The 24,678-nt window shown below is 30.9% G+C and carries 19 protein-coding genes and 8 pseudogenes; 5 read left to right on the forward strand and 22 right to left on the reverse strand.

Annotation, left to right across the window (positions count from 1 at the left end):
• Positions 1 to 33: 33 nt before the first annotated feature.
• The 16 genes and pseudogenes from BDU_RS07300 to BDU_RS08405 all read right to left on the reverse strand — a co-directional run bounded on the left by BDU_RS07300 (position 34) and on the right by BDU_RS08405 (position 15,593).
• Complete coding sequence (locus tag BDU_RS07300) at positions 34 to 888, reverse strand: complement regulator-acquiring protein (RefSeq protein ID WP_012539782.1); 855 nt, start codon at positions 886 to 888, stop codon at positions 34 to 36.
• Between the two features lie 633 nt (positions 889 to 1,521).
• A pseudogene (locus tag BDU_RS09085) lies at positions 1,522 to 1,785 on the reverse strand (variable large family protein); the annotation flags it as partial.
• 1 nt (position 1,786) lies between these two features.
• Positions 1,787 to 2,741 (reverse strand): annotated as a pseudogene (locus tag BDU_RS08505) (variable large family protein); the annotation flags it as partial.
• Positions 2,742 to 2,762: 21 nt separating this feature from the next.
• A pseudogene (locus BDU_RS08435) lies at positions 2,763 to 3,307 on the reverse strand (variable large family protein); the annotation flags it as partial.
• Between the two features lie 254 nt (positions 3,308 to 3,561).
• The gene (locus BDU_RS07315) at positions 3,562 to 4,650 is read right to left on the reverse strand and encodes a variable large family protein (protein WP_012539783.1); all 1,089 of its coding nucleotides are present in this window, start codon (positions 4,648 to 4,650) and stop codon (positions 3,562 to 3,564) included.
• A gap of 186 nt (positions 4,651 to 4,836) precedes the next feature.
• The gene (locus BDU_RS07320; RefSeq protein ID WP_012539784.1) at positions 4,837 to 5,811 is read right to left on the reverse strand and encodes a variable large family protein; all 975 of its coding nucleotides are present in this window, start codon (positions 5,809 to 5,811) and stop codon (positions 4,837 to 4,839) included.
• Between the two features lie 140 nt (positions 5,812 to 5,951).
• A pseudogene (locus BDU_RS07325) lies at positions 5,952 to 7,060 on the reverse strand (variable large family protein).
• A gap of 191 nt (positions 7,061 to 7,251) precedes the next feature.
• A pseudogene (locus BDU_RS07330) lies at positions 7,252 to 8,267 on the reverse strand (variable large family protein).
• Positions 8,268 to 8,450: 183 nt separating this feature from the next.
• Positions 8,451 to 9,485 carry a variable large family protein gene (locus tag BDU_RS07335; RefSeq protein WP_012539786.1) on the reverse strand — a complete coding sequence of 345 codons (1,035 nt, stop codon included), beginning with the start codon at positions 9,483 to 9,485 and terminating at the stop codon, positions 8,451 to 8,453.
• Between the two features lie 233 nt (positions 9,486 to 9,718).
• A pseudogene (locus BDU_RS07340) lies at positions 9,719 to 10,701 on the reverse strand (variable large family protein).
• Entirely contained in the window at positions 10,667 to 10,807 is a 141-nt protein-coding gene (locus BDU_RS08985) for a hypothetical protein (RefSeq protein ID WP_318250873.1), read from the reverse strand. Before BDU_RS08985 ends, BDU_RS07340 begins: the two are co-directional and overlap by 35 nt.
• 209 nt (positions 10,808 to 11,016) lie before the next feature.
• A pseudogene (locus tag BDU_RS07345) lies at positions 11,017 to 12,049 on the reverse strand (variable large family protein).
• 241 nt (positions 12,050 to 12,290) lie between these two features.
• Positions 12,291 to 12,935, reverse strand: coding sequence for a Vsp/OspC family lipoprotein (locus BDU_RS07350; RefSeq protein ID WP_012539787.1), 645 nt, complete (start codon positions 12,933 to 12,935; stop codon positions 12,291 to 12,293).
• A gap of 200 nt (positions 12,936 to 13,135) precedes the next feature.
• Positions 13,136 to 14,110 (reverse strand): variable large family protein, encoded by a 975-nt coding sequence (locus BDU_RS07355; protein WP_143705896.1) that lies wholly within the window; start codon positions 14,108 to 14,110, stop codon positions 13,136 to 13,138.
• Positions 14,111 to 14,458: 348 nt separating this feature from the next.
• Positions 14,459 to 15,052 carry a hypothetical protein gene (locus tag BDU_RS07360; protein ID WP_012539789.1) on the reverse strand — a complete coding sequence of 198 codons (594 nt, stop codon included), beginning with the start codon at positions 15,050 to 15,052 and terminating at the stop codon, positions 14,459 to 14,461.
• Positions 15,053 to 15,440: 388 nt separating this feature from the next.
• Positions 15,441 to 15,593, reverse strand: a complete 153-nt coding sequence (locus BDU_RS08405; RefSeq protein WP_158298616.1) for a BTA121 domain-containing protein surface lipoprotein — start codon at positions 15,591 to 15,593, stop codon at positions 15,441 to 15,443.
• Positions 15,594 to 15,864: 271 nt separating this feature from the next.
• Between BDU_RS08405 and BDU_RS07365 the strand changes: the two genes are divergently transcribed.
• Positions 15,865 to 16,395, forward strand: a complete 531-nt coding sequence (locus tag BDU_RS07365; RefSeq protein ID WP_012539791.1) for a hypothetical protein — start codon at positions 15,865 to 15,867, stop codon at positions 16,393 to 16,395.
• 217 nt (positions 16,396 to 16,612) lie between these two features.
• Here BDU_RS07365 and BDU_RS07370 read toward each other — a convergent pair whose 3' ends face one another.
• Entirely contained in the window at positions 16,613 to 17,500 is an 888-nt protein-coding gene (locus BDU_RS07370; RefSeq protein WP_012539792.1) for a hypothetical protein, read from the reverse strand.
• 114 nt (positions 17,501 to 17,614) lie between these two features.
• On the opposite strand from BDU_RS07370, the gene BDU_RS08410 reads away from it, so the two are divergent.
• Positions 17,615 to 17,752: a hypothetical protein gene (locus BDU_RS08410; protein ID WP_012539793.1), complete on the forward strand. Its 138-nt coding sequence runs from the start codon at positions 17,615 to 17,617 to the stop codon at positions 17,750 to 17,752.
• Positions 17,753 to 18,470: 718 nt separating this feature from the next.
• On the opposite strand, the pseudogene BDU_RS07375 reads toward BDU_RS08410, so the two are convergent.
• The 5 genes and pseudogenes from BDU_RS07375 to BDU_RS07395 all read right to left on the reverse strand — a co-directional run.
• A pseudogene (locus BDU_RS07375) lies at positions 18,471 to 19,415 on the reverse strand (variable large family protein); the annotation flags it as partial.
• A gap of 287 nt (positions 19,416 to 19,702) precedes the next feature.
• Complete coding sequence (locus BDU_RS07380; protein WP_012539794.1) at positions 19,703 to 20,302, reverse strand: chromosome replication/partitioning protein; 600 nt, start codon at positions 20,300 to 20,302, stop codon at positions 19,703 to 19,705.
• 22 nt (positions 20,303 to 20,324) lie between these two features.
• Positions 20,325 to 21,077 carry a ParA family protein gene (locus tag BDU_RS07385; RefSeq protein WP_012539580.1) on the reverse strand — a complete coding sequence of 251 codons (753 nt, stop codon included), beginning with the start codon at positions 21,075 to 21,077 and terminating at the stop codon, positions 20,325 to 20,327.
• A complete protein-coding gene (locus tag BDU_RS07390; RefSeq protein ID WP_012539795.1) occupies positions 21,053 to 21,655 on the reverse strand; it encodes a DUF226 domain-containing protein in 603 nt (200 codons plus the stop codon). Before BDU_RS07390 ends, BDU_RS07385 begins: the two co-directional genes overlap by 25 nt.
• A complete protein-coding gene (locus BDU_RS07395) occupies positions 21,639 to 22,283 on the reverse strand; it encodes a plasmid maintenance protein (RefSeq protein WP_041177973.1) in 645 nt (214 codons plus the stop codon). The genes BDU_RS07390 and BDU_RS07395 overlap by 17 nt, the downstream gene beginning before the upstream one ends.
• Before the next feature lie 267 nt (positions 22,284 to 22,550).
• On the opposite strand from BDU_RS07395, the gene bdr reads away from it, so the two are divergent.
• The 3 genes from bdr (at position 22,551) to BDU_RS07405 (ending at position 24,600) form a co-directional block, all read left to right on the forward strand.
• Positions 22,551 to 22,967: a Bdr family repetitive protein gene (gene bdr / locus BDU_RS07400; protein WP_449727621.1), complete on the forward strand. Its 417-nt coding sequence runs from the start codon at positions 22,551 to 22,553 to the stop codon at positions 22,965 to 22,967.
• A 1-nt stretch (position 22,968) separates the two neighbouring features.
• Positions 22,969 to 23,118: a hypothetical protein gene (locus BDU_RS09125; RefSeq protein ID WP_449727622.1), complete on the forward strand. Its 150-nt coding sequence runs from the start codon at positions 22,969 to 22,971 to the stop codon at positions 23,116 to 23,118.
• A gap of 195 nt (positions 23,119 to 23,313) precedes the next feature.
• Positions 23,314 to 24,600, forward strand: a complete 1,287-nt coding sequence (locus BDU_RS07405) for a variable large family protein (protein WP_012539797.1) — start codon at positions 23,314 to 23,316, stop codon at positions 24,598 to 24,600.
• Positions 24,601 to 24,678: the final 78 nt, after the last annotated feature.

Below are 24,678 nucleotides of genomic sequence, written 5' to 3' on the forward strand. Positions count from 1 at the left end.
ACCTTCCTTTGTATTTTAAATAATTATAATAAATTACTTAATTGTATCTATTATAGCTATAATCCTATTAGATACTGCCTTCATTCCAGGAATTTTAACTTTAATAATATCTTTATATTTTTTCTCAATATGCTCTATCAATTTCTTACTATCAGAACTAATTCCATCTGTCTTAGCTTTATAAGATGCAATAAGACTATCTACAGCTTTCCTCCAATTTAATTTCTGTAATTGAATTTCCTCAAGCTTGGACTTAATTTCTCGTAAATCAACAAGACTTAATTTATCAAGTTGCTCCCTATTCTTTTCTAATTTATTAATTATTCTCTCAAAACCAAACTGAAGATCTACTACTACAGCATTCATTATATCTTGAATCCATGTACCCTTGTTTGTATTATCCGATTCTACTTTTTTAAGAATTTCTGCAAAATCTTCTATTCTTTCTTTATTGTATAACAAAGAGGAATAAAATAATCGTCTTACTTCCTTATTATCATCATGATCTAATGTCTTACCATTAACCTCATTTAACACGAATTTAAACACTTCATCTTTCATACCATATTGATTTGCATCCTCAACTTCATCCTTATCTTGATTTAATAATCCCATAACACTATTAATATCATTTATAAGGGCAGATATTAATTCCCCTTTCTCATCTTTTATTACAGAATCTCCTCCTACTACTTTTTTAACAGAAACTTTATCCACAAAATCTTTTTTTATTGGTTCATCACCTTGAACGTCATTTACAACATCTTGAACATTATTTACAACATCTTTTAAAAAATTGTCAGGTCTTCCTTTATTATCCAATAATTTAGAATCTAGATTACAAGACGCTAACCCCAAAACTAATAATATAAATAAATTTTTTCTCACAAATATTCTCCTTCTTTAAGAATTAATAATCACTATTACTAAATAGTAATGATTATTAATTAATAATATATATCACTTTATCTAAAATACAATTTTTTTAATTAAAATTACTATTTTTTATCAAAAAAATGATGAAAACATATTTAACAATATGTACAAATAATATAATTGAAATAAATCCTAAAGAAATTATTAATTTTTGTACAAATTACCTCTTAATATCAAATAGTATAATATTCTATTATCTACATTAAAAAACAAAATTTTACTATTGCTAGACTTTTCTACATTTTTAATATATACCTATTATTTAAGACCTTAGTTTCGTTAGAAGTTTTAATGTGTTTTTATACCATGCTAAATTTATATTACAATCTTATGATTCATTATATTTTTATACAAAATTTTACAACTATACAACTCTATCCTATACAATTTTATACAATAAACCGAATATTTTTAATTAGAACATATACATCCTATGAATGGATAATAACTAACAAATTATAGCAAATAAAATATATCTTTTTAGATATCATAAAACAAAAGATACTAAGGGCTTAATTCTCAGTATCTTTACTTTATAACTTAATTTATATCATTTTATTTATCATTTAATTATGTAATTTCGACTTATTGATTTTGACTACCAGAACCACTATTTCCAGATGCAACAGGAGTAGCATTAGTATTAATTTTCATTGCTTCTTTAATGGTTTTAAGTCCTTCATCAATAGCACTTCTTATTGCTATTGTTAATGTATCTAATGCTTTAGTTACGGCACTTGTTGTTGCTCCTCTAATTGCAGTAGAAATATCAGTATTACTATTTCCGTTAGCAAACTTACCACCTTTAGCTATCGCTCTTAACACTATACCTCCTGCTATAGTTGCGTCCATCTTCTACTGCTACTAATAGTTTATTTACTGCACTTATCCCTACTGCTTGTACTTCTTCCTTCCCTCCTGCTTGTCCATCTTGTGCTCCTGATGACAATTTACCATTCTTAACTAATGATCGTAACACTATTCCTCCCTGATACTGCTGCTGCTTTAACTGCTTCTTTTGCTAAATTAGCGGCATTACCTCCTTTTGCAAACGCCACCGCACTTGTATTTGCAGTTGCCTGATCTCCTACTCCTGTATCCGCATCACCCTCTGTTGATTTAACTATTGATGCTAAAATTTCCTTGCCACTTACCGTTGTTAATACTGCTGCTGCTTTACCTGCATCATTTACCCCCGCTTTGTTATCTGTAGCCAATATCTTAACTCCATCTTTATTGTCTGTTCCATTATTACCTACTTTTACTGCTAAATCTCCCGCTACTAACTTCTCAATATCTTCTTTATCAGCTATATCTACTATTCCTTTCAACGCCTTAAAGACACTCTTCAATTCATCTGCACTTGATGCTACTCCTTGGGCATTAGACGCCGCTTCACCTACAACATTGACATCACCTATCCCTTTTAATGATTCTAAATGCCCTTTTAATATACTTAAAGTCATCTTAGCTGAATCAACTGCCGCTCTTATTCCCTTATTTAACATACCTTCTTTATCAACATCTGCCGATGCTTTTTCTGCTACTTTCTCTAATTCTCCTGATGCAATCTCAAGTTTCTTACCAAGCCTATCAAAATAATTTCCCACTTCATTCTTCTTAGTAGTTGCTTTAACAGCAAATCCCAAGGAATCTGAAACCAATTCCAAAAATGAATAAAAAACATTCTCCGCACTTCTTCCTACTTCCAGCAGTACCTCACTTAAACTTTTAACTCCTCCTCCTGTTCCTTCCCCTTTTACTCCCCCACTATTACATCCCATCATCACCATCATCATCACCATTAATATTACTACTTTTACTCTTACTTTCCCCTCTCCTTTTTTCTCTTTCTTCATTCTTCTAGCCACCCTATTTATCTCTTTCAATCCTTCATCCACTCTATTCCTGATTGCTATTGTCAACGTACTTAATACCTTATTTACTGCACTAGCCACTGCTCCATTAATAGCAAAAGCCGATTTATCTTCATTATTCTTAGCAACAAATTTACCATCCTTTGCTATCCCTCTCAATGCTATTCCTGCTGCTATTACTGCATCTTTCTTTGCTCCATCAACCGTAATCTCTTTATTTTCTTCTTTTTTAGCAGCAGCAATTTCTGCAGCGTTTTTTGCAGTCTCAATAGTAGGCTCACCTTTAACCTCTTCAGATTTCGATATAGCTTGTAATATATCAGCTCCACTTACTGCTCCTATTATTGCACTTTCTGCTGCTGCTTGTTGTTCTGTCCCATCAGTATCAACCTTGCTACTAAACAACTTATCAACTGATTTTTTTCAGTTTCTGCCGTCTTAGTATTCTCTGCATTTCCCTCTTCAGATTTTAATACCAACTCAATAATACTCTTAGATATTACATCCTCTGCTTTTTTCCATTTTCCTTTTTTTTACTTTCATTTCTTTCTTCGCCTACTTAGTTTTTTTTATTATTTTTAGCCTTTCTTCTAAAGAAGGACAAAAAAGTCAACAAATGATGATTTATATGAATACTATCTATATAACATATAGAATACTGCAAATAAAAAAAGAGAGCCCTATTGCTCCCCTTACTAATATTTATACCTAACCATTTTAAATTATATTTAATATTACCATTCTAATCTTACTGTTGCCCTACTGCTTTTGGCTCTCTTGCTTTATCTACTTCTTGCTTTACTTTTTCAAGTATTTTCTTTACTGTCTTTTTAATTAAATCTTCCACTGCCACTAATAGTTTATTTGCTGCTGTTATTCCTGCTGATTGTACCGCTTTTTCATCGCTATTTGCATTATGTGAAGCTAATTTACCTTCTTTCACTAATGAACGTAGTGCTATTCCTCCTGCTACTGCTGCTGCTTTTGAATCAGATGAATGCGACACATGAGCTGCAGTACCTCCTACTGCAAATTCCAACGGAGTTGTATTTGCAGTTGCATCTCCTGAAACTGCTTTAACATCATTCTCTTTTGATTTAATTATTGATTCTAAAATTTCTTCTCCTCTCACTGCTGATACTATTATTGCAGCTTTATCTCCCACTGCTGCTCCTGCATTTGCTCCTGCTGCCAATACCTTAGATCCATCTTTTGCATCAACTCCTATTGAATCCTGCTTTAATGTTACACTACTTGCACTTGGTTCTTTAACTCCTTCTCCCTTTGCTACATCCACTATCCCTTTCAATGCTTTATATGCTTTTTTTAATTCACCCTCAGCTGCCGATACGCCTTTTTGGGCATCGCTTCCTACTTCCCCTACTTTGCTAGCATCTCCTATCTCCTTTAATGATTCTAAACACCCCTCTAAAGTTGCTAAAACCCCCTTAGCTGTATCAACTGCACTTCTAATTAAATTTTTTGATGAAGCACTTTTATCAACCCCTGTCTCTGACTTTGTTGCCAATTTTTCTAATTCTTTTAATGCTTCTCCTAGTGTAACACCTAATTTATTAAAATATTCTCCTACCTGTTGCTTAGTTGTATCTCCAGTAACACTAAATCCCAAAGTTCCCGACACTAACTCTAAAAATGAATAAAATGCATCCCCTGCACTTCTTCCTACTTCCATTAATACTTCACTCAAACTTCCTCCTCTCCCGTCTCCTCCTGTTCCTTCCCCTTTTACTCCCCCACTATTACATCCCATCATCACCATCATCATCATCAATAATATTACTCTTACTTTCCCCTCTCCTTTTTTCTCTTTATTCATTCTTCTAGCCTCCTTATTTTTTATTTTTTTCTAGCTTATCTTTAAAAGCAGAAAACAAATAAATGAGGCTTTATATAACATACACAATACCGCAAATAAAAAAAGAGAGCTCTATTGCCCTCATTAACTAAGTTTTTATTTAAAAAATTTAATTATATTTCAAATTGTACTAATTATCTTATTCTTTTATTCATTAATTCTGTAAGCAGACCCTTCTCCTTGTTTAATCTCTCCTAACACCTTATTTATCTCTTTTAATCCTAAATCTACTCTACTCCTGATTGCTATTGTCAATGTACTCAATACCTTACTTACTGCACTTGCTACTACACCATTTACTGCATTAGCATATTTATAACTAGCATCCTGCTTAGCCGCAAATCTACCATTCTTTGCCATTGCTCTTAACGCTATTCCTCCTGCTATTACTGCATCTTTATCTTTTAAAGTATCTCCAAACTCCTTATCATCATCTTTTTTAGCAGCAGCAATCTCTGCTACATTCTTTGCTTCTTCGATTTTAATCTCATTATTAGCAGCCTCTCCAGACTTAGCAATAGCTTGCAACATATCAGTCCCACTTACAGCTCCAACCGACGCGCTTGCCGAAGCTGCATGTGCTTCTGTCCCATCATCCTTTTTACCAAGTAACTTACCAATTGACTTTTGTTCTGTATTACCAGTCTTAGTAGCTTCTGCATTCCCTTCATTATCCTTTAAAACCACTCCAACTATCTCTTTAATTCCTTTAACTAGTGAGATTACACTTGCAGTATCTCCGGGTACAGCATCTTCATTCTGTTTAGCACTTCCTATAGCAGCATCAGTTGTAGCCCCTTTGGCAGCTTCTTTTGCTCCTGTAGCAATTCTGTCCAATATTCCTATAACAAACTCATCAACAACTGTTTTAACCTTTTCATATTTCCCATTCTTCGAAACTTCTGTTTGCAATTTATTTTTAACAGACTCCATTGTCTCAGCAATCTTACTAAAATACGTTCCTATCTCACTTTTCTTCGTATACGCCTTGATTCCTAATGTCTCGGTAATCATATCACTAAAAGCAACAAAAACGTCCAAAAATCCTTTCCCTAAATTTACCATCTTACTCAAAAATACTTTCTCTGGATCCTTACCACCACTATTACATCCCAACAACATTATTATTATTATTATTATTCAAAAAGAAATATATTCCTATTTAACATAGCATAAAATAAAAGATACCGAGAACTTAACTCTTAGTATCTTATCTTTACAACTTTATTTTTCTTATTTTTTATTTACTTACATAATTTTGATTATTGATTTTTAATACCAGAACCACTCTTCTCAGATGTTGCTACAGGAGTATCATTATTAATTTTCATCACTTTTTTTATTTCCTTAAGACCCCAAAGTCCATTGCTTCTCTTATCGCTATTGTTAATGTATCTAATGCCTTACTTACCGCACTTACTGCTGCTCCTTTAACCGCAGTAACAACATCATTATTAGCATTATCCTTCTCATTAGCAAATTTACCACCTTTTGCCATTGCCCTTAATGCTATTCCTCCTGCTACAGTTCCATCCTTAGGAGAATTCACATTAGTATTAGAGGTAGCACTATTAGTAGCTAACTTAACAGAATCACCATCTTTTGTTACTATAGCTCGTAATATATCAGCACCAGTTACTCCTCCAACTGCTTTTGCTGCATCAGCACCTGCCTTCTTCGCATTCTCTGCAGAATCAATAGCACCATTATTATTACCAGTATTGCCAAATAATTTTCTCACATCACAAGCATTAGCACCTCTTACACTAGAACCATCACTAGCCTTTTTATCATCCCCAGCATCAGCCTTCCCTACACCTTTAAGTACTACTTCCACTATCCCCTTAATTCCCTCTACTAACTTCTCAACATTATCACCCTTAGCTCCGGCACCAGCACCAGCACCACCAGCAGCTACATTTCCAATTAAGTCATTAGCATCACCAATTGCCCCACTTGCTGTCTTTGCTCCTTCTATTATCTTATCAAGTGTTTCAGTAACCAATTTATTTACAGCAGTCTCAGTAGCTGCAGCATTAGGATTCTTTTCTTCCTTCATATCACTAACAATTTTATTAAGTCCTGTTTTAACTCCTTCTACTGTACCCTGCACTTTCTTAAAATAATTCCCTACATCTGACTTCTTACTCTCAACATTCAATCCCAATACACTCCCTACCATTTCCCCAAATGATGTAAAAACATTCAAAAATTCTTCACTCACATTAACTAATGACTGCAAATATTTATTCTTCCCTTCCTCTACTCCTCCTACTCCTCCACTATTACATCCCATCATCACCATCATCATCACCATTAATATTACTACTTTTACTCTTACTTTCCCCTCTCCTTTTTTCTCTATATTCATTCTTCTAGCCTCCTTATTTTTTATTTTTTTCTAGCTTTTTTATAGCTTTTCTTTAAAAGCAAAAAACAAATAAATGAAGCTTTATATAACTTACACAATAACGCAAATAAAAAAAGAGAGCTTTATTGCTCCCTCTATTAACATTCTTATCTAAGAATTTTAACTATATTCAATATATACTAATTAACATATTAATTAATCTTAGTCTCAGAACCCTCTCCTTGCTTAATCTCTCTCAATACCTTATTTATCTCTTTTAATCCTTCATCTACTCTATTCCTTATCGCTATTACCAATGTACTTAACACCTTATTTACTGCACTTGACACTGCTCCATTAATAGCAAAAGCCGATTTATCTTCATCTCCTTTTTAGCAACAAATTTACCTGCCTTTTCCATTGCTCTCAATGCTATCCCTCCTGCTATTACTGCATCCTTCTTTGATGCATTAAGATCTTTACTCTCTTCTTTTTTAGCAGCCTCAATATCAGCAGCATTTTTTGCACTTTCAACCTTAGGATCACTAGAAACTACATCAGACTTAGCTATTGCTTTCAATATATCTACTCCACTTACTGCCCCTATTGTTGCACTTGCTGCTGCTTGGGTTTCTGTTCCATCTTCACTTTTTTTTGAACTAAACAACTTACCAATTGATTTTTGTTCTGTGTCACCGGTCTTAGTAGCTTCTGCATTGCCCTCATCCCTTTTTAAAACCACTCCAACCATTACTTTTATTCCTTTAACAAGTGAATTGACACTCTCAGTATCTGCTGGTACAGCTTCCTGATCTTTAACAGCATTTCCTATCAATTCACTACCAATAGCTCCCAAAGCCGCTTCTTTTGCTCCCTCCTCGATCTTACTTATCTCTCCAATAAATTCCTCTACCTTAACTTTCACCTTTTCATAACTTCCATGTTCTTCTAAAATCTTACTTAATTTCCCTTTCACTAACTTCATTGTCTCCGCTATCTTACTAAAATATCCACCTATCTCACTCTTCTTTGTTTCCGCCTTTATTCCCAATGTCCCTGTAATCATATCGCCAAAACTCACAAAAACATCTAAAAACCCTTTACCTAAATTTGCTATATCACTCAAAAACACTTTCTCTGGATCTCTACCACCACTATTACATCCCATCATCACCATCATTATCATTATTACTCTTACTTTCCCCTCTTCTTTTTTCTCTTTCTTCATTCTTCTAGCCTCCTTGTTTTTTTATTATTTTTTTGCTTTTCCATTAAAGAGGCACACAAAAAAGTCAATAAATAATGATTTATACGCATATTATTTATATAACATAATCAATACTGTAAATAAAAAAAGAGAACCTCATGGCTCCCTTTACTAATATTCTTATTTAATAATTTTCACTACAACTTACTTACTAACTTTAGCTTCAACACCTTCTCCTTGCTTAATCTCTCCCAACACCTCACTTATCTCTTTCAATCCCTTATCCACTGTATTCCTGATCGCTATCACCAATGTACTTAATACCTTATTTACTGCACTTGCTACTGCTCCATTGACTGCATTTGCTGATTTCTCTTCATCTTTAGCTGCAAACTTTCCTCCTTTTGCCATCCCTCTCAATGCTATCCCTCCTGCTATTACTGCATCCTTTTTTGCTGCGTCTTTAATTCCTTTATCATTCTCCTGTTTAGCAGCAGCAATATCAGCAGCATTTTTCGCTTTCTCAATCTCAACCTCACCAACAACTTCATCAGACTTAGAAATAGCCTGCAGCATATCAACTCCACTAACTACTACTATTGATGCATTAGCTGCTGCCGCATGAACTTCTTCACCACCATTAGCTTTAGCAGCAAATAATTTACCAATAGTTTTTTGTTGATCTCCATTGGTCTTAGTAACAGTAGCATCTCCTTCATTTTCTTTTAAGACTACCCCAACTATCCCTTTAATTCCTTTTACTAGTGAATTAACAGCAACTCTATCTGCAGCATTAGCATCCTGACCAGCTTGAGTAGCACCACCAATTTTATCATCACCAGTAGCACCTTTTGCTGCTTCTTTTGCTCCTGCAGCTATCTTATCTACAATCCCACTAATAAACTCCTCAACTACCTTCCTAACTTTCTCATATTGCCCATTCTTCTCTAAAATTTCGTTTAATTTGACTTTAGTAGTTTGCATACTCTTCTCAATATCACTAAAATACTTCCCTATATCTTCCTTCTTTGTTTCTGCCTTTATCCCCAACGTCCCTGTAACCATATCCCCAAAACTCACAAAAACGTCCATAAATCCTTTACCTAAATTTGCTATATCACTCAAAAACACTTTCTCTGGATCTTTTACTCCTCCACTATTACATCCCATCATCACCATCATCATCACCATCATTATTATTACTCTTACTTTCCCCTCTTCTTTTTTCTCTTTCTTCATTCTTCTAGCCTCCTTGTTTTTTATTTTTTTCTAGCTTATCCACTAAGGAGAATCAAAAAAACAAAATGGACACAACTATGAATTAACGGATAATAAATAACAAATGTTAGCAATATCAAATAAAATATATCTTTTAGACAAAATAAAATAAAAGATACTAAGAACTTAACTCTCAGTATCTTCCCGTTATAACTTTATTTATCTTATTTTATTATTCAGTCATATAATTTTAGCTATTGATTCTTAGCATCAGAAGCACTCTTATCAGACACCACAGGAGTAGCATTAGCATTAATTCTCATTGCTGCTTTTACTTCTTTAAGTCCTGCATCTATTATCTTCCTTATTGCTACTGTTAATGTATCTAGTGCCTTAGTTACTGCACTAACAGCAGCCCCTTTAACTGCAGTAGTAACTTCAGCAGTTCCATCATTATCATTAGCAAATTTACCATTCTCTGCCATCGCTCGCAATGCTATAGCTCCTGCTATTGTTCCATCTTTTGCATTTGAATCAGTAGCTAAAGCATTTTTAACTATAGCCTGCAGAATATCAGCTCCGGTCACTGCTCCTACTGCTTTTGATGCATCTGCTGCTGTCTTCTTTGCATTATCAGCAGCACCAATAGCAGCATTACCAAATAATTTCCCAGCTTCTCCATCAACACCAGTTCTTGCACTAAGATTTTCAGCCTTCTTATCATCCCCAGCATCATGTTTACCCTCTTTAAGTACTACTCTTCTACTATTCCTTTAATTCCTTTTACTAAACTATCAATATCACCTGCAGTACCTCCAACATTTTGATCAGCAACATTACCAATTAGTTCACTAGCATCACCAATTGCCTCACTTGCTTCCTTTGCTCCAGCTATTATCTTATCAAGTGTTTCACTTACTAATTTATTTACTGCACTCTCAGTAGCTGCCAAATTAGGATTTCCCTCTTTCCTCATTTCACTAACAATTTTATTAAGTCCATCTTTTATCCCCTGCACAGTACCCTGAACTTTCTTAAAATAATTTCCAACATCGGATTTTTTAGAATCGACCTTCAATCTTAATACACTCCCCACCATATCCCCAAATGATGTAAAAACATTCAAAAATTCATTACTCACATTAACTAATGACTGCAAAAATTTATTCTTCCCTTCCTCTCCTCCTCCTACTCCCCCACTATTACATCCTATCATCATCACCATCATCATCACCATTAATATCACTACTTTTACTCTTACTTTCCCCTCTCCTTTTTTCTCTATATTCATTCTTTCCCAATTCTTCCTTCCCTTTTATTCCTTTTATTTCCTCTCTCTTCATTTCCTTCGCCTCCTTATTTTTTCTTTCTTTTTAGCTTTTCTTTTAAAGATTAGAAGAAAAAAATGATTCATATGAAACACAATTCATCAAACTACATACAATACTGCAAATAAAAAAAAGAGCTTCATTGCTCCCTTTGCCAACGTTCTTATATACTAATTTTATCTATATTCAATATATTATTAATTCAACTATTAATTAGACTTATATTAATTAGACTTAGATTCAGAAATTTCTCCTTGTTTGATCTCTCCTAACACCTTATTTATCCCTTTTAATCCCTCATCTACTCTATTCCTTATCGCTATTACCAATGTACTTAACACCTTATTTACTGCACTTGCTACTACTCCATTAATAGCATGGTATGCTTTATCATCATTTTTGGCTGCAAATTTACCATCCTTTGCCATCCCTCTCAATGCTATCCCTGCTGCTATTATTGCATCTTTCTTTGCATCATCTTTAATCTCTTTCTTATTATCAACAGCTTTAACAACTGCTATCTCTGCTGCATCTGTTGCCCCATTAATCCCCTCAGCATTATCAACTTTAGGATCTTCCTTTGACTTCGCTATCGCCTTCAATATATCAGCACCACTTACTGCTCCTATTGATGCACTTGCCTTAGCCGCCTCTGCCTCTTGAGCACTATCATCATCCTTATTTCCAAACAATTTACCAATATCCTTTCTCTCATCTTGAATTTTTGTAAAATCAGCATTACCTTCACTTTCTTTTAATACTACCCCAACAATAGCTTTAATCCCTTTAACCAAAGAAATAACTGAAAGTTTATTAGCAGCAACCGCAAATTGATTTTTAACAGCATTACCTATCGCATCACTTCCACTAGCACCCCCAGATGCTTCTTTTGCTCCTGCCTCAATCTTATCAATTGTTGTGATAAATTCATCAACCTTTCCTTTTACTTTTTCATAATGTCCATTCTGTTCCAAAATTTTATTTAATTTTGCTTTTGTTGCTTTCATTGTCTCTGAAATCTTAGTAAAATAAACCCCAACATCCGATTTTTTTGTTTCCGCTTTTATCCCCCAACGTCCCTGTAATCATATCGCCAAAACTCACAAAAACATCTAAAAATCCTTTCCCTAAATTTACCATCTCACTCAAAAACACTTTCTCTGCATCCTTCACCCCACTATTACATCCCATCATCACCATTATTATTCGCTTCATTACTCCCTTCCCTTTTATCCCTTCTGCTTTTTTTAATTGCATATATCTTTCTTAGCCTCCTATTTTTATTCATTTATTTTTTTAGCTTATCTTTTAAGAAATACACAAAAAATAAATGAATAATCACTAACACATGACAACAAATAAAATATGTCTTCATTCTACACAATAAAACAAAAGATACTAAGAGATTAACTCTAAGTATCTTATATTTATAACTTCATCTAAAGTATCAAAGCTATTTCCAGCCTTAATATCTTGGTATTTATATACTTTAACTTCTTTAAGTAGTAGGTTTAACTACAAGTTCTGCTATTGCATCCGATACTATTTTATTAGAAGCCTTTAACAATTCATCAACTTCTTTATTAAGTTCAACTAATTCTTTTGCCCCTTTGTCTTTCGTATTAGCAGTTACATCTATAGCACTTTTGGCATGAGCATCTGTAGCACCTTCTTTCCCAAGATCAGAATGATTGTCTTTCAACTTATCTAAAAACGCTTCGACTTTATTTTTAACCTCAGTAACCTTAGTTTTTAAATTATTAGAAATTTCACTTGTTTTTTCCAACAACTCTACTTTAACTTTTACAGCTGATATTACACTATGTGCTCCTGCAAGTAATGATCCATTCTTATCCGCATCACCATCAACAAGTCCACCATTTTGATCAATTTTCTTTTTAATAGCTTTAGCCAGCTCATCAACCGACTTAACTAAAACACGAACTTCTTTTACTTTCCCTGCAAACTCCACTGCATCTCTTATCTTTTTACTTACTGCCTTTAAATCAATTACACTTCCATCTCCCTTCTTTGCTTTCCCCTCTTCTCCTTCCTTAACACCTCCATTATTACATCCCATCACCATCACCATCATCATTATCATCACTCTATTTATCATTTCACCTTTTTTCCCTCTCTTCATCCTTTTCGCCTCCTTGTTTTTTTTATTATTTTTTAGATTTTCTTTTAAGAAAAATCAAAAAAACAAAATGGCTACAACTATGAATTAACAGATAACAACTAACAAATGTTAGAAAATAAAAAAAGAGAGCTTTATTGCTCCCTTTACTAAAATTCTGATCTAATCATTTCAACTATATTAAACATATACTAATTCACCTATTAATTAGCCTTAGCTTCAGAACCTTCTCCTTGCTTAATCTCTCCTAATACCTCACTAATCCCCTTTAATCCTTCATCAACTCTATTCCTGATTGCTATTACCAACGTACTTAACACCTTATTTACCGCACTTGCTACTGTTCCATTTACTGCATTTGCTGCTTTCTCTTCATTTTTAGCCGCAAACTTACCATCCTTTGCCATTGCTCTTAGTGCAATACCAGCTGCTATTACTGCATCTTTATTTGCTCCTTCCTTAATCTCTTTCTTATCATCAACAGCTTTAGCAACTGCTATCTCTGCTGCATCTATTGCTTTCTCAATTCCCTCAGTATCATTAACAGAAGGATTCTCCTTTGACTTTGCTATTGCTTTCAATATATCAGCTCCACTTACTGCTCCTATTGATGCACCTGCTTTAGCTGCCTCTGCCTCTTGAGCCTTATTATCATCCTTTTTTTCAAACAACTTTCCAACATCCTTTTTATCATTTTCTGCTGTCTTACTAGCCTCTGCACTACCTTCATCATCTCTCAATACTACTCCAACAATAGCTTTAATTCCTTTCACTAAAGAAATAACCGAATTTTTATCAGCGGCCACTGCTGCTTGCCCTGCACTAGTAGCACCACCAATTTTATCATCACCACTAGCACCTCCAGCTGCTTCCTTTGCTCCTTCTTCGATCTTACCTATCTTCCCAATAAATTCCTCTACCTTACCTTTCACTTTTTCATAACTTCCATGTTCTTCTAAAATTTTTCCCAATTTCCCTTTCACTATCTTCATTGTATTCTCAATCTTAGTAAAATAAGCTCCTATATCACTTTTTTTAGTCTCCGCCTTTATCCCCAACGTCCCTGTAATCATATCGCCAAAACTCACAAATACATCTAAAAATCCTTTCCCTAAATTTACCATCTCACTCAAAAATACTTTCTCTGGATCTCTACCACCACTATTACATCCCATCATCACTATCACACATTTATCACTAATAAAAAAAGATAACAAGAAAATCAAGTTTTTAGCATTTATTTAATTTAATTATCTATAAACCAAGCGAGTTTCACTGCACTTCACCATTATCAAATAAAATTAAATATTTTTCATAATTTTATCGTCAAAGATTAAATCACAACTTCAAAATTATAAAACTAAAAAGTAATCCCAAAGATAAATACCTAGCTTTGGGATTCATTTTCCTCTCCTTTAAGGTTAATATTAAATTTACAGCAATTTGAATAAGATTAATAAAAATCTCTTCCCTTATAAATATAACTATAAATTTAATCTCTACCGTACACCAAAATATTAATATTATTAATGTGAACCTCTATACTCATAACATACACTTTTAATATCATTAAACATTTTATCTTCAGGATCACCACCAATAAAAGGCACCTTAGCAGATGAATCAGCAAATGGCTCAGAAGATGGAAGATTTAGCAACATAAAATAATCATCAAAAACACTAGCAAGTCTTCTCTCAAGCCTATAATGTTCCTTTGCATCCATACCAACATGTGCATCTCTACCCTCTACATTAGGTGGATTATCTATACCATATTTAATATACCCAAGCAATTCTCTAACTTTATCCTTATCATTCAATTTTAAGAAAAACCTTTTAACATATCCTTCTACTTTAGATAAATCGCCTTTTAAATGAATATTAAAATGAGCTGCACTGGTATGTGCTTTTGGTAATTCATCTTTTAATGCATTAACAAAAAAAGTTAATATACCAAGTTCATCATTACTAAGTTTAAGATTATCTTTCCAATCTGATTTTAAATCAATATTTTCTAGATTTTGCAATAACCGAGTTTTATTTTTAGTTTCCAAAAAATCACAACTTATAAAACAAACTATGCAAAATACCAATACAACTCTATTACACATCAAATCCATCCTACTTAACCTCCAAAATACAAAATGAATTTATTTGTAATAAATATATTTCATGATTATTTACAATATATATTTAACAATCTCTTATATTTTTCTTTACAGAGTATTGCTAAAAAGACAAAATTTATAAAATACTCTTAACTTCTTCAAAAACCCTATATCAAAAAAAGAGCTTGTAATTTGAGGTAAATAGATAAAATATTGACATTAACCCCTATAAATTAATTATAAATTAAATTTTCAAAGCCTAGGTATTAATTCTCAAAACCTAACTAGGGACTAGTTTTTTGCTAATTTTTATTAAATTTATCACTTTCAACAGCATTTATAGCTGCTTGAGCCTCAATTTGTGCTTTACGATTATTTAAATGATTGCTTATAATTGACTTTACCTTATCAACACCTTATCAACATCTAAATCAACAAGCAAATTATAAAATTCATCATTACTATATGTCTTATCCCCTGTATCATTCCAAATATCCTCACCGGTTATTATACTTCGTATATATACAATTCTTTCTTTTCCCATACCAGACATTCCAAATATCTCTAACAATTGATTAAACTTAGCATTATATTATGACAATATTGCAACCTCAAGCAAAGAACTATTAATTTTACTACTACTACAGTATATCATTAACATTCAGTAGCAATCCTTTTCTACCTTTTTTAAACAAAAATCTTTATCCATCTTATAAATTTTGCAAAGTTTCTTTTTGTACCAATTTAAGATTCTTAAATTCTCTTTACAAAAAAACTTGATTTTAAAAAAAATTGTATTACTCTTTTAAAGAAAGGGGTTTTTTATGAATAAATTTTTAGGGGTGTCATTTATATTATTATTTTTAGGTTGTGATGGAAAAGAGTTTACAGCCTCAAAAAGAAATAAAGTATTTTCTGGTGACAATGTCCAAAACCACAATAAAGTTAATGACCTTTCAATTGAATTAAATTTAAATGTTGATGAAAAAAAGACATTGGATTTTTTTGTAGAAACTCTGAAAGACGAATACGCAAAAACAACAAGTGGCACTAATGTACATTTTAAACAAAAAGTAAATAATATAAACAAAATAGAAGAATATGTAGAACAATTTTTTTTAGAACTAAAAGCTAATGCTAAAGCCAAAGAATTACTTCACATAGTAAAAGATGCAAAAGAAAATCCAGGAGTAGGTGGATTAGATACAGTTAAATCCAGTATTGCAAGTGCTTTTGATAACTTTTTTGGGACCACCCCAGAACCTAGATCTAATAAATCTAAATCCATATCTACATTTGAAAGTATTAAAACGACATGTAATGCTTATAAAGCACAAACTGCTAAATCAAAATAAAATAAAAAATTAAACTTTTTTGAAAAAATTTTTAATAAAATTAATAAAATATATTTACTATCATAATCTTTCAAGATTATGATAGTTCTAAGTAAAAAGTAAAAACCAAGTAAACTGCAAATATATACAAGCTATTCATTAATTTTTTTCTATTTATGAAGGAGAATTAACTTCCTTCTTGCATTTTAGTAGCTTTTATTAAACATTCATCGTTTTTTCATTTAATGATAAACTGATTATTCAAATCTATAGTTTGATTTTTGATAAAATCATGCAAAGAATATAAGCTCTTAGAAGATGTATTAAAAGAATACATTTTTTTAAAAATTTTCCCATTATTATCCCAAGATCTCATATTAGTATTTATTAACTTAACAATTTCATCAACATTTTCTTGCTTGTTTATTTCCTTGATGTTTTCTATAATAAGTCTAATTAATTTATTACGCTTCTTAATGAACATATTCAGTGCAAATTTAATAGTAGCAAGCTTAGATTTCAACATATTATCTTTATTGATTATATCAAGTGATATAAAAAGTCTATGCACATTGAGTAAATTAGAATCACTAACATAGCTATCATCACTACACACAACTTCTCTAGTGAAACGTTCAATATCCTGTAAAATCTTCAACAAATAAAAAATACAAGCTACCCTATCATTCCTATATGGCATGATTTCACCTATAGGACCTGATAATAATTTATTCAGTATACTTACTAAATCAGAAATAGCCTCCTCACTATAGTCCAAACCAGCATAAATACAATCTTCACATTTTACTACTAAGGGATATCTTTTCTTAACCTTGATCATTATACTCTCATCAAACTGAGCTTTTTTTAGAGCAAAATTTTCACGTTTAACCTTAAATTTCTTAAAATATTTCCTTCCTCTGGAAACTATATCCTGATATAATTTCTCAGTTTCATCCACTCTACCTAAATCACTATATAAATAACCTTGAACACTAGGTACTAATGTTTGATCACCAAAATACTTTTGATCCTTCAATACTGATGATGGCTGTACATCAGTTGAACATCCAATAATCAATCCAAAAACAATCATTATATTAAATAAACTAAATTTTTTCTGCATTAACTTTCTCCTTATTTAATTTTTTTAATTACTCATTACCAAGACTTATGCACTGTTCTTATTTGAATCAATCTTACCAAAAGTAATTTTCATAACACCCACAATGTAACAATAATGCGTTTCAAATTAAAAAAGGCAAAAAAACTAGTAACAATTAAAGATGAAGATGATATAAGAAAAGTATTATATGCTAATGATAAATTAAAATCGGCAAGATTAAACTTAACAAGATTATCCCTGCCCCCTCTTTAGTTTGTAATATAAATTAAGACATTCTCTATTCTTATTTAAATCAGAAACTAAAAATACTAATACAAATGATAAATTTAAAATTTATTTTAAATTTAATTTATTATAAATATAGTAACACAATTTATCATAAATTAAATTTTGAAAGACAAAAGAATATAAATATATTATTAATCTATCTTTTTATTTTCATTATTTAATGTAATAAGAAACTTTAGAATCGTTTTGCATTTATTGTGCTTTGTCTTAATAGAACTAAGATTTATCCTTACCTCTTAATAATATCAAATCAACTATTTTTTAATCCCATTAACGACATAATTAACATTATTAAAATCTATTGGCTCTTTAAACTTATTTTAACAGCATTTTCCTTTGCTCCTTATGAAATTTTTCTAACATCCCCATAATAAATTGATCAATTACTTTCTTTATCTTACTTAATTTCCACCCTTTGCAATTTTGCTTGCAATCTCTATTTTATTGTTCTATTTTACTGAATTTATCTTATCAACTCATTGATATATAAATTAATAAAGAACATAGCTCTTTCTATATATTAAGTTAAGATATATTATTAGATCTACTCTCCCCCAAATCATTTTGAAAAGAAATACTTTATCCTAAATACCAGATTACACTATTAAAATGCAAAAAAGGAAAAAAACTTCTCCATCCATAAATAGAAAAGTGTTTTCCTTATTTGATTTTTTATTTAGTCTTACAATTTTTTAGTAGCAGGAGTTTGAATAGTATCAGATTCTGGAATATTTATCCCAAGTGTATCAGAATATTTTATTCCATTAATTGCTTCTTTAATTTTATTAATTTCAAGATTTATTACTTTCCTAAGTATTACATCAAGTATTCCTAACACCTTATTTACTGCACTTGACACTGCCGCCTTAAGTGCACCATCTTCATTTTGAGCAGGTTGATTAAACTTGCCACCTTTAATCATAGCTTTTAGCGCAACCGCAGCTGCTAAATCTGCATTAGTAGCTGCAGTACCATCATTATTAGCAACATTAGTAGCAGTAGCCAATTGACCAGCATCATCATTAGCAGCAGGAGCAGCATTTTTAATCTTAGCATTTTTTATTTTATCAATCATTGCCCATGGATCAGCTTTAGCAACTTCAGCAGCTAGCTTAGTAGCATCACCTGCAGTAGCCCTAACATTATGAACCAATGCTTTAGGTCCATTTTCATTAGTCACTACAACACCAGCATTACCTTTCTCAATCTTTACTCCAGAATTTTCAACAGTCTCAACTATAGATTTAATTCCTTCAATAAAAGCTTTAACACTAACTTCTTCAACAGGTGCTGATCCAGCAGCATCTATACCATCAGTAATTTCAGCATTACCAACAGAATCAGCAAGCTTAGTTACAGAAGTAATTAGTTTAGTAATAATTGCACTACTACCTTGAATCACAGCTTCTACTCCTTTAGTATCAGCATTAGGAGTAGCAACTATTTTTTTTGATAACTCATCTAATTTATCCTTAGTACTCTTTAATCCATCTCCAATAGTCTTAAAATGTTCTCCAACTTTGCTTCTATTATCATCAGATTTAACTATATTAAATCCTAATGCATCTCCAACAGCACTCCCAAAAACGCCAAAAATCTCCTAAAATCCTTCTCCGATCTTTACTAATTCTTTATTCAAAAAAAATTTTCAATATCCCTAATTCAACTTACTCACTATCTATAATTTTACAACCTTCTCTCTACCTGATTTTTCCTAATACCTTATTTATCATTATAACCAAATTACTAAAATTGAAATTTACTAGAATAAAGTAAACAAAAAAATTTAACAATAAAATAGGTTCTATTGATAATTCTAGCTTAAAATCATCAACAGAACTTACTAAAGTTCAAAGACTACTATTTCTGGAGTATTAAAATGTTTAATACAACCCGATAATAATCGTACAAAAATTATTGAAATTTTTCAAGTAAATCGGCTATATTAACAACTTTTTTATCAAGATGTAAATTAGAATATTTTTGAAATAATTTTTGCAAATAATTTCTATCATTTAAAAAAATCGTATCCAACATAAATGCTATAAACTTAACATTGTTCTTATAAAAGTCATAACTAGCCTGATTTTTAAGCTTAAAGCTCAATGAATTTATAGAACTTCGTCTTATTTTTTTTGTCTTAATAGTCTTTTTATTTTTTATAATAGCAAGAGATTCATTAATGCCATTCTCAATTATATATTGTTCTGCAAGAATCCCCTTCTCCATAGCATTTGCTAGTCTTAAGTAAGCATACACTTGAGTTTTAGCCATCCTATAATCTTTTATAAAACTATCAAAGTGTTTATGACCATCAAGCTTATAATATTCATTATCTTTTATTTCTTTTAAAATTCTAATATTTTCTATCTTATAATAAATTTCTTTCCTTGCATTTTGCTTAAGTTTTTCCTTTAATTCATTATAGCGAATCAAACTTTCCTGTTTTAAATTTATTAATTTAACATCTTTATTAGCATGTAAAACTCTATTACTTAAAACAACATTCTTCATTTTGGCTCCTTTGAAAGTGCGTTTAACGCACTATTAATTTCTTAGTCAAAAAACTTTCCAATGCACTTCCATAATCTTTTATATAATCTTTGTTTAAATCAAAAACATCATTCTTTGATATCCTCTTATTCAAGTCCTCTCTCTCATGTATAAAACCTAAAAATCCTCTCTTAGACTGTATATATTCTAACAATTCCTTATGTGTGTTATTATTTTTAAATCTAGTTATGAGGATAAAAATTGGAAGATTTATCCTCAACTCTTTCATATAAAATTCTATTAATTCCAAACTCTCAACTGCCCATTTTTCTGCTGTCATTGGAACTATTATATAGCCACTGCATATCAAAGCATTTGCCAATGTAGCATCTAAACTAGGATTAGTATCTAATACGACATAATCATATTCATTTTGAAGGAAAAATAAACACTCTTTTAACCTTAATTCTTTTAAAGGAATTGCTTCTCTAATAAATTTATGTAAATGAATATAACTTGGAATGAAATCTAGATTATTATCTATATTAACTATCGAATCATTAATGTCTAATGTTTCATTTAAAACTCTATAGATATTGATATTGACAACGTCAATATCATTTTCTATTAATTTTTCATGATAATAACTAGTAGTTGATGCTTGTGTATCAATATCTACTAAAAGTACTTTATACTTTTTTGACAACAATGTTGCAAATATGATTGCACTTGTGCTTTTCCCAACACCACCCTTGATTGATGCAATCGTAATTACCTCTGGTTTTTTTCTATCCATTTCGTTATAATTCCTCCATCCGGTAATCTTTTATCATAGAATTTATACACCTCGTCTTCCAATTTCATAATTCTTTCAAGCAAAGTTTGAACATATTTTTTTGTAAATTTTTCTTTTTTTATTAAGGAATGAATAGCCTTTATATAGCAAAAAATACTTCCCTTTTTAAATCGAAATTCTATGTAGTAAGGCTTATATATTTTAGTTGTGACATCTGATTTTTTTGTATCATCTTTATACCTAAGTATAAATGAAGTTTTAAGCCTCTTAAACCCGTAAAACATACCTAAAAATCTATCTTCTTCTTTTTCAATACTAAATAAACGAAAAGTACTTTTTTTGTCGCTGTTAAATACACCTCGCAAAGCAACAAAAAATTTATCTTCTTCTCTCCGATTAACGCCGAAAGCAAAAAGATCGTTAAATATCTTTGTATGATATATTGTTCTGGCATCTTCCTTTTCTATTTTGGAAAAAGAATCATTAAAATTTTTTTTTGGTTTAGATTCTAGATTTTTCAATTGGCATATCATATTTTTTCTTTCAAATTCCGTTAATAATTTATTTGTTTTTTTCACTTTCTAACCATTTTTTTGTTTTTATAATTGCTTCTTCATAACGTTTTTTGTTTTTATTTTCTTCTATTTTATCTAAGTATCTCATTGTTTTCCATTTAGATGTATTACTTATTAGCAAATTTATATCTTTTGTATCTTTAATATTTATATCTTTATTATTAATTATATTATGACTGACATTTTTAGTTACATTTTTAGATTTATAAGTTTTGTACCCTATATTTTTAAAATATTTTTTTTGTGTTTCCTTTGTAAATTTATATATTGCATTTGCATCATGCTCAATAATGTCTTGTTTGTTTTCAATGAAACGTTTTAAGTTATTTTGACTGTATTTATTTACTGTATACCTTATGTATGAGCCGTTCCCTTCGCCCAATCTTAATAGAGTTTTTTGAATAATACCTTTATTACATAGCAAGGCTAAATCTTTTCTAAGGGTTCTGAGTGTAATTATTTTAAGTTCGTCTTTAGTTAGAAAACGGTTTAATGTATTTAAAATAATGGTTTGATTATATTTGATAGTGTTCTTTTGAAAGTACCTAATTATTGATACTATTTTGTAATACCTAATTTGATACTTTTTTGATAGTTGTGTGTAGTTTTGAACTTTTTGACTTGTATGCATTGCTAATCTCCTTTGAAATAGGTTATCCCCCAATCTTATTGTACATGGTTTTTATCTAGAAGTAAATATCTAAATTTCTATTTTTTTCTTATAAATTCTTATAAATTTTAATATAAACATATTATTTTTAAGTTTAAGTTTAGTGATATTTATTTTATAAATGGGATATCATTCGTTTTAATAATGCATTAAAATTCATAATCATTATTGAATTTATATATACTCAAAAGTTAACTTATTATATAATAATTAATAAAGAGATTTTCTATGTTGCATTCACAAGCAGTAATTACGCAAGAAATGGTTTTAAGTGAACTCGTTAAAGCTGGCATAAATAGAGACATTGCTACTGATTTATCTTACAGGTATTATAAAAATGAGCTTACTGCTAAGGATCTTGAATATTTAAAAGAAAATTTTGACATAAAATTAAAAATGTTAGAGCGTAGTTTAAAGGCTGAGATTATATCTGTTAAAACCGAATTTGATAATAAGATAGATACTAAATTTACAGAACTTGACAATAAGATAAATACTATTGAGATTAATTTAAATGCTAAGATAGATAAAGTAAGGGATGAGTTAAAATTAGATATTAAAGAACTTGATAATAAAGTGGATACTAAATTCAGTGAGCTTGATAATAATATAGAGCTTGTGAGGAAAGATATAGAAATAGAATAAGTTGGAGATTGATACTAAGCTTGGCAAGGCCATATCAGAATTTAAGAGTACATCTAGATTACATAATTGGATGTTTGGTACTATTATTACCCTTAATGTAAGAATTTTTTTGACATTAATTTCAATAATATATTCAGTTTTGAGTAAATAATTTTGAAATTTTGATTTCATTGAGAATTTTTGACTAATACAGATATATGACTATTTTTATTACTTATGTATTAACTTTATTGTATTATTTTGTATTTTAACTACTTTTTAATAGTAATATTTTTTCTTTTTTTTAAAATATGTGATATATATATAATTTATATTATAAAAATATAAATTAAGAACGGAGGTTTAAATGAAAAAACCATTAGGTTTATTAATAATGATTAATTTATTTATGGGGTGTGATAGTAACAGTATTCTTGGTTTAGGCAAATTGATAGATAAACATAAGGATACTGGTAGTAATATACTTGGATTAGGTAAATTATCAGATGAGAGTAAGGATGCTTTATTAGATTCAGCATTAACACTTGGACAAGAAGTGTTGCAAGTTGGAAAAGAAATAGCTCCTAAAGTAGTAAATATGGGAGAAGAAGTAGTATCAGGAGCATTAGAATTAGGACAAGAAATGTTACAAATGGGACAAAATTTAGGGGAGGTAATAGTTCCGGGAGCAATACAAGCAGGTCAAGTGATATTGCCAGGAGTGTTACATGCGGGTCAAATTGTAGTTCCAGGGTTATTGGAGACAGGGAAAGTAATAGGACGAGGTTTTCAAGATATTTTTTGGTTTGTTGGGAATGTTGTTGGTGATATGTTAGAAGATTTGCTTGTTAAGGCAGATATTAAGTCTACTGATAAGAGAAGTAAGGTAAAAGAACACTTTGAAAAGGTGAAAAGTCAATTAGAAGCTACTAAAAATAAAGTAGATGGTTCATCTGGAGTTGTTGGAAATGATACAGTGATTGATAAATTAATTACTGCTGTAGGGAAATTAGCTAATGCTGTTGGTGATGATAAGATTGATATTGGGGCAATCAGTGATAGTAGTACTAAAGCTTCTATTGTTTCTGATAGAGCAAGCGTTCAATCTATCATTGAAGGGATTAAAGAAATAGTTGATATTGCTAAAAAGTCAGGTGTAAATGTTTCAACAGAAGATGCTGGTGCTACTGTTACTGCTTCTTCTCAAACTGATGCTACTGCTGCTCTTAATAGTGGTAAAGATGGTGCGCAAGAGGGAGCTGGCGCTAAACTTGCTCAAGAAGTTTCCAAAGCTGACCCATGGGCAATGATTGATAAAATATGCAATGCTAATGTTAAAGATGGTAATCTTGATGGTAATAATAGTAATGCTGGGGAATTGGTTACTGGTTTTGTTAACACTCCTAATGGTATTGGTGCAAAAACTAATGCAGACTTTGCAGCTGCTGTTGCATTAAAGGCAATGAGTAAAGATGGTAAATTTGCTGTTAAGGATAATGATTCTAATAGTGAGGATGCTAATAAAATTAAAAATGCTGCAGCTGAGGCTGTTAATAAATTATTAGATACACTTGGTTTAATTATTAGAAGAACAGTTAGAATGGAGATTGGTAAAGTTGACAGTAAGGTTAACAAGGTGGTAGCTAAAAAATAAGTTACTTTGTTTGATATTCTAATATTTGCTATTAAATTGTTATTGTTTGATAGTAGTTATAGTGTAATATAAATTTAT

It is taken from the genome of Borrelia duttonii Ly (genome assembly GCF_000019685.1).
GTDB lineage: Bacteria > Spirochaetota > Spirochaetia > Borreliales > Borreliaceae > Borrelia > Borrelia duttonii.

What these genes read in the sequence shown, in the direction of transcription:
- BDU_RS07355 (WP_143705896.1), bottom strand. Translation starts at nt 14,110, where the DNA reads ATGATGGGATGTAATAGTGGTGGTAGAGATCCAGAGAAAGTATTTTTG.
- BDU_RS07370 (WP_012539792.1), bottom strand. Translation starts at nt 17,500, where the DNA reads ATGCAGAAAAAATTTAGTTTATTTAATATAATGATTGTTTTTGGATTG.
- BDU_RS07385 (WP_012539580.1), bottom strand. Translation starts at nt 21,077, where the DNA reads ATGGATAGAAAAAAACCAGAGGTAATTACGATTGCATCAATCAAGGGT.
- BDU_RS08410 (WP_012539793.1), top strand. Translation starts at nt 17,615, where the DNA reads ATGCGTTTCAAATTAAAAAAGGCAAAAAAACTAGTAACAATTAAAGAT.
- bdr (WP_449727621.1), top strand. Translation starts at nt 22,551, where the DNA reads ATGTTGCATTCACAAGCAGTAATTACGCAAGAAATGGTTTTAAGTGAA.
- BDU_RS07350 (WP_012539787.1), bottom strand. Translation starts at nt 12,935, where the DNA reads ATGAAGAGAGGGAAAAAAGGTGAAATGATAAATAGAGTGATGATAATG.
- BDU_RS07315 (WP_012539783.1), bottom strand. Translation starts at nt 4,650, where the DNA reads ATGAATAAAGAGAAAAAAGGAGAGGGGAAAGTAAGAGTAATATTATTG.
- BDU_RS08405 (WP_158298616.1), bottom strand. Translation starts at nt 15,593, where the DNA reads ATGTCTGGTATGGGAAAAGAAAGAATTGTATATATACGAAGTATAATA.
- BDU_RS07395 (WP_041177973.1), bottom strand. Translation starts at nt 22,283, where the DNA reads ATGCATACAAGTCAAAAAGTTCAAAACTACACACAACTATCAAAAAAG.
- BDU_RS07360 (WP_012539789.1), bottom strand. Translation starts at nt 15,052, where the DNA reads ATGGATTTGATGTGTAATAGAGTTGTATTGGTATTTTGCATAGTTTGT.
- BDU_RS07320 (WP_012539784.1), bottom strand. Translation starts at nt 5,811, where the DNA reads ATGTTGTTGGGATGTAATAGTGGTGGTAAGGATCCAGAGAAAGTATTT.
- BDU_RS07405 (WP_012539797.1), top strand. Translation starts at nt 23,314, where the DNA reads ATGAAAAAACCATTAGGTTTATTAATAATGATTAATTTATTTATGGGG.
- BDU_RS07380 (WP_012539794.1), bottom strand. Translation starts at nt 20,302, where the DNA reads ATGAAGAATGTTGTTTTAAGTAATAGAGTTTTACATGCTAATAAAGAT.
- BDU_RS08985 (WP_318250873.1), bottom strand. Translation starts at nt 10,807, where the DNA reads ATGAAGAGAGAGGAAATAAAAGGAATAAAAGGGAAGGAAGAATTGGGA.
- BDU_RS07335 (WP_012539786.1), bottom strand. Translation starts at nt 9,485, where the DNA reads ATGAAGAAAGAGAAAAAAGAAGAGGGGAAAGTAAGAGTAATAATAATG.
- BDU_RS07365 (WP_012539791.1), top strand. Translation starts at nt 15,865, where the DNA reads ATGAATAAATTTTTAGGGGTGTCATTTATATTATTATTTTTAGGTTGT.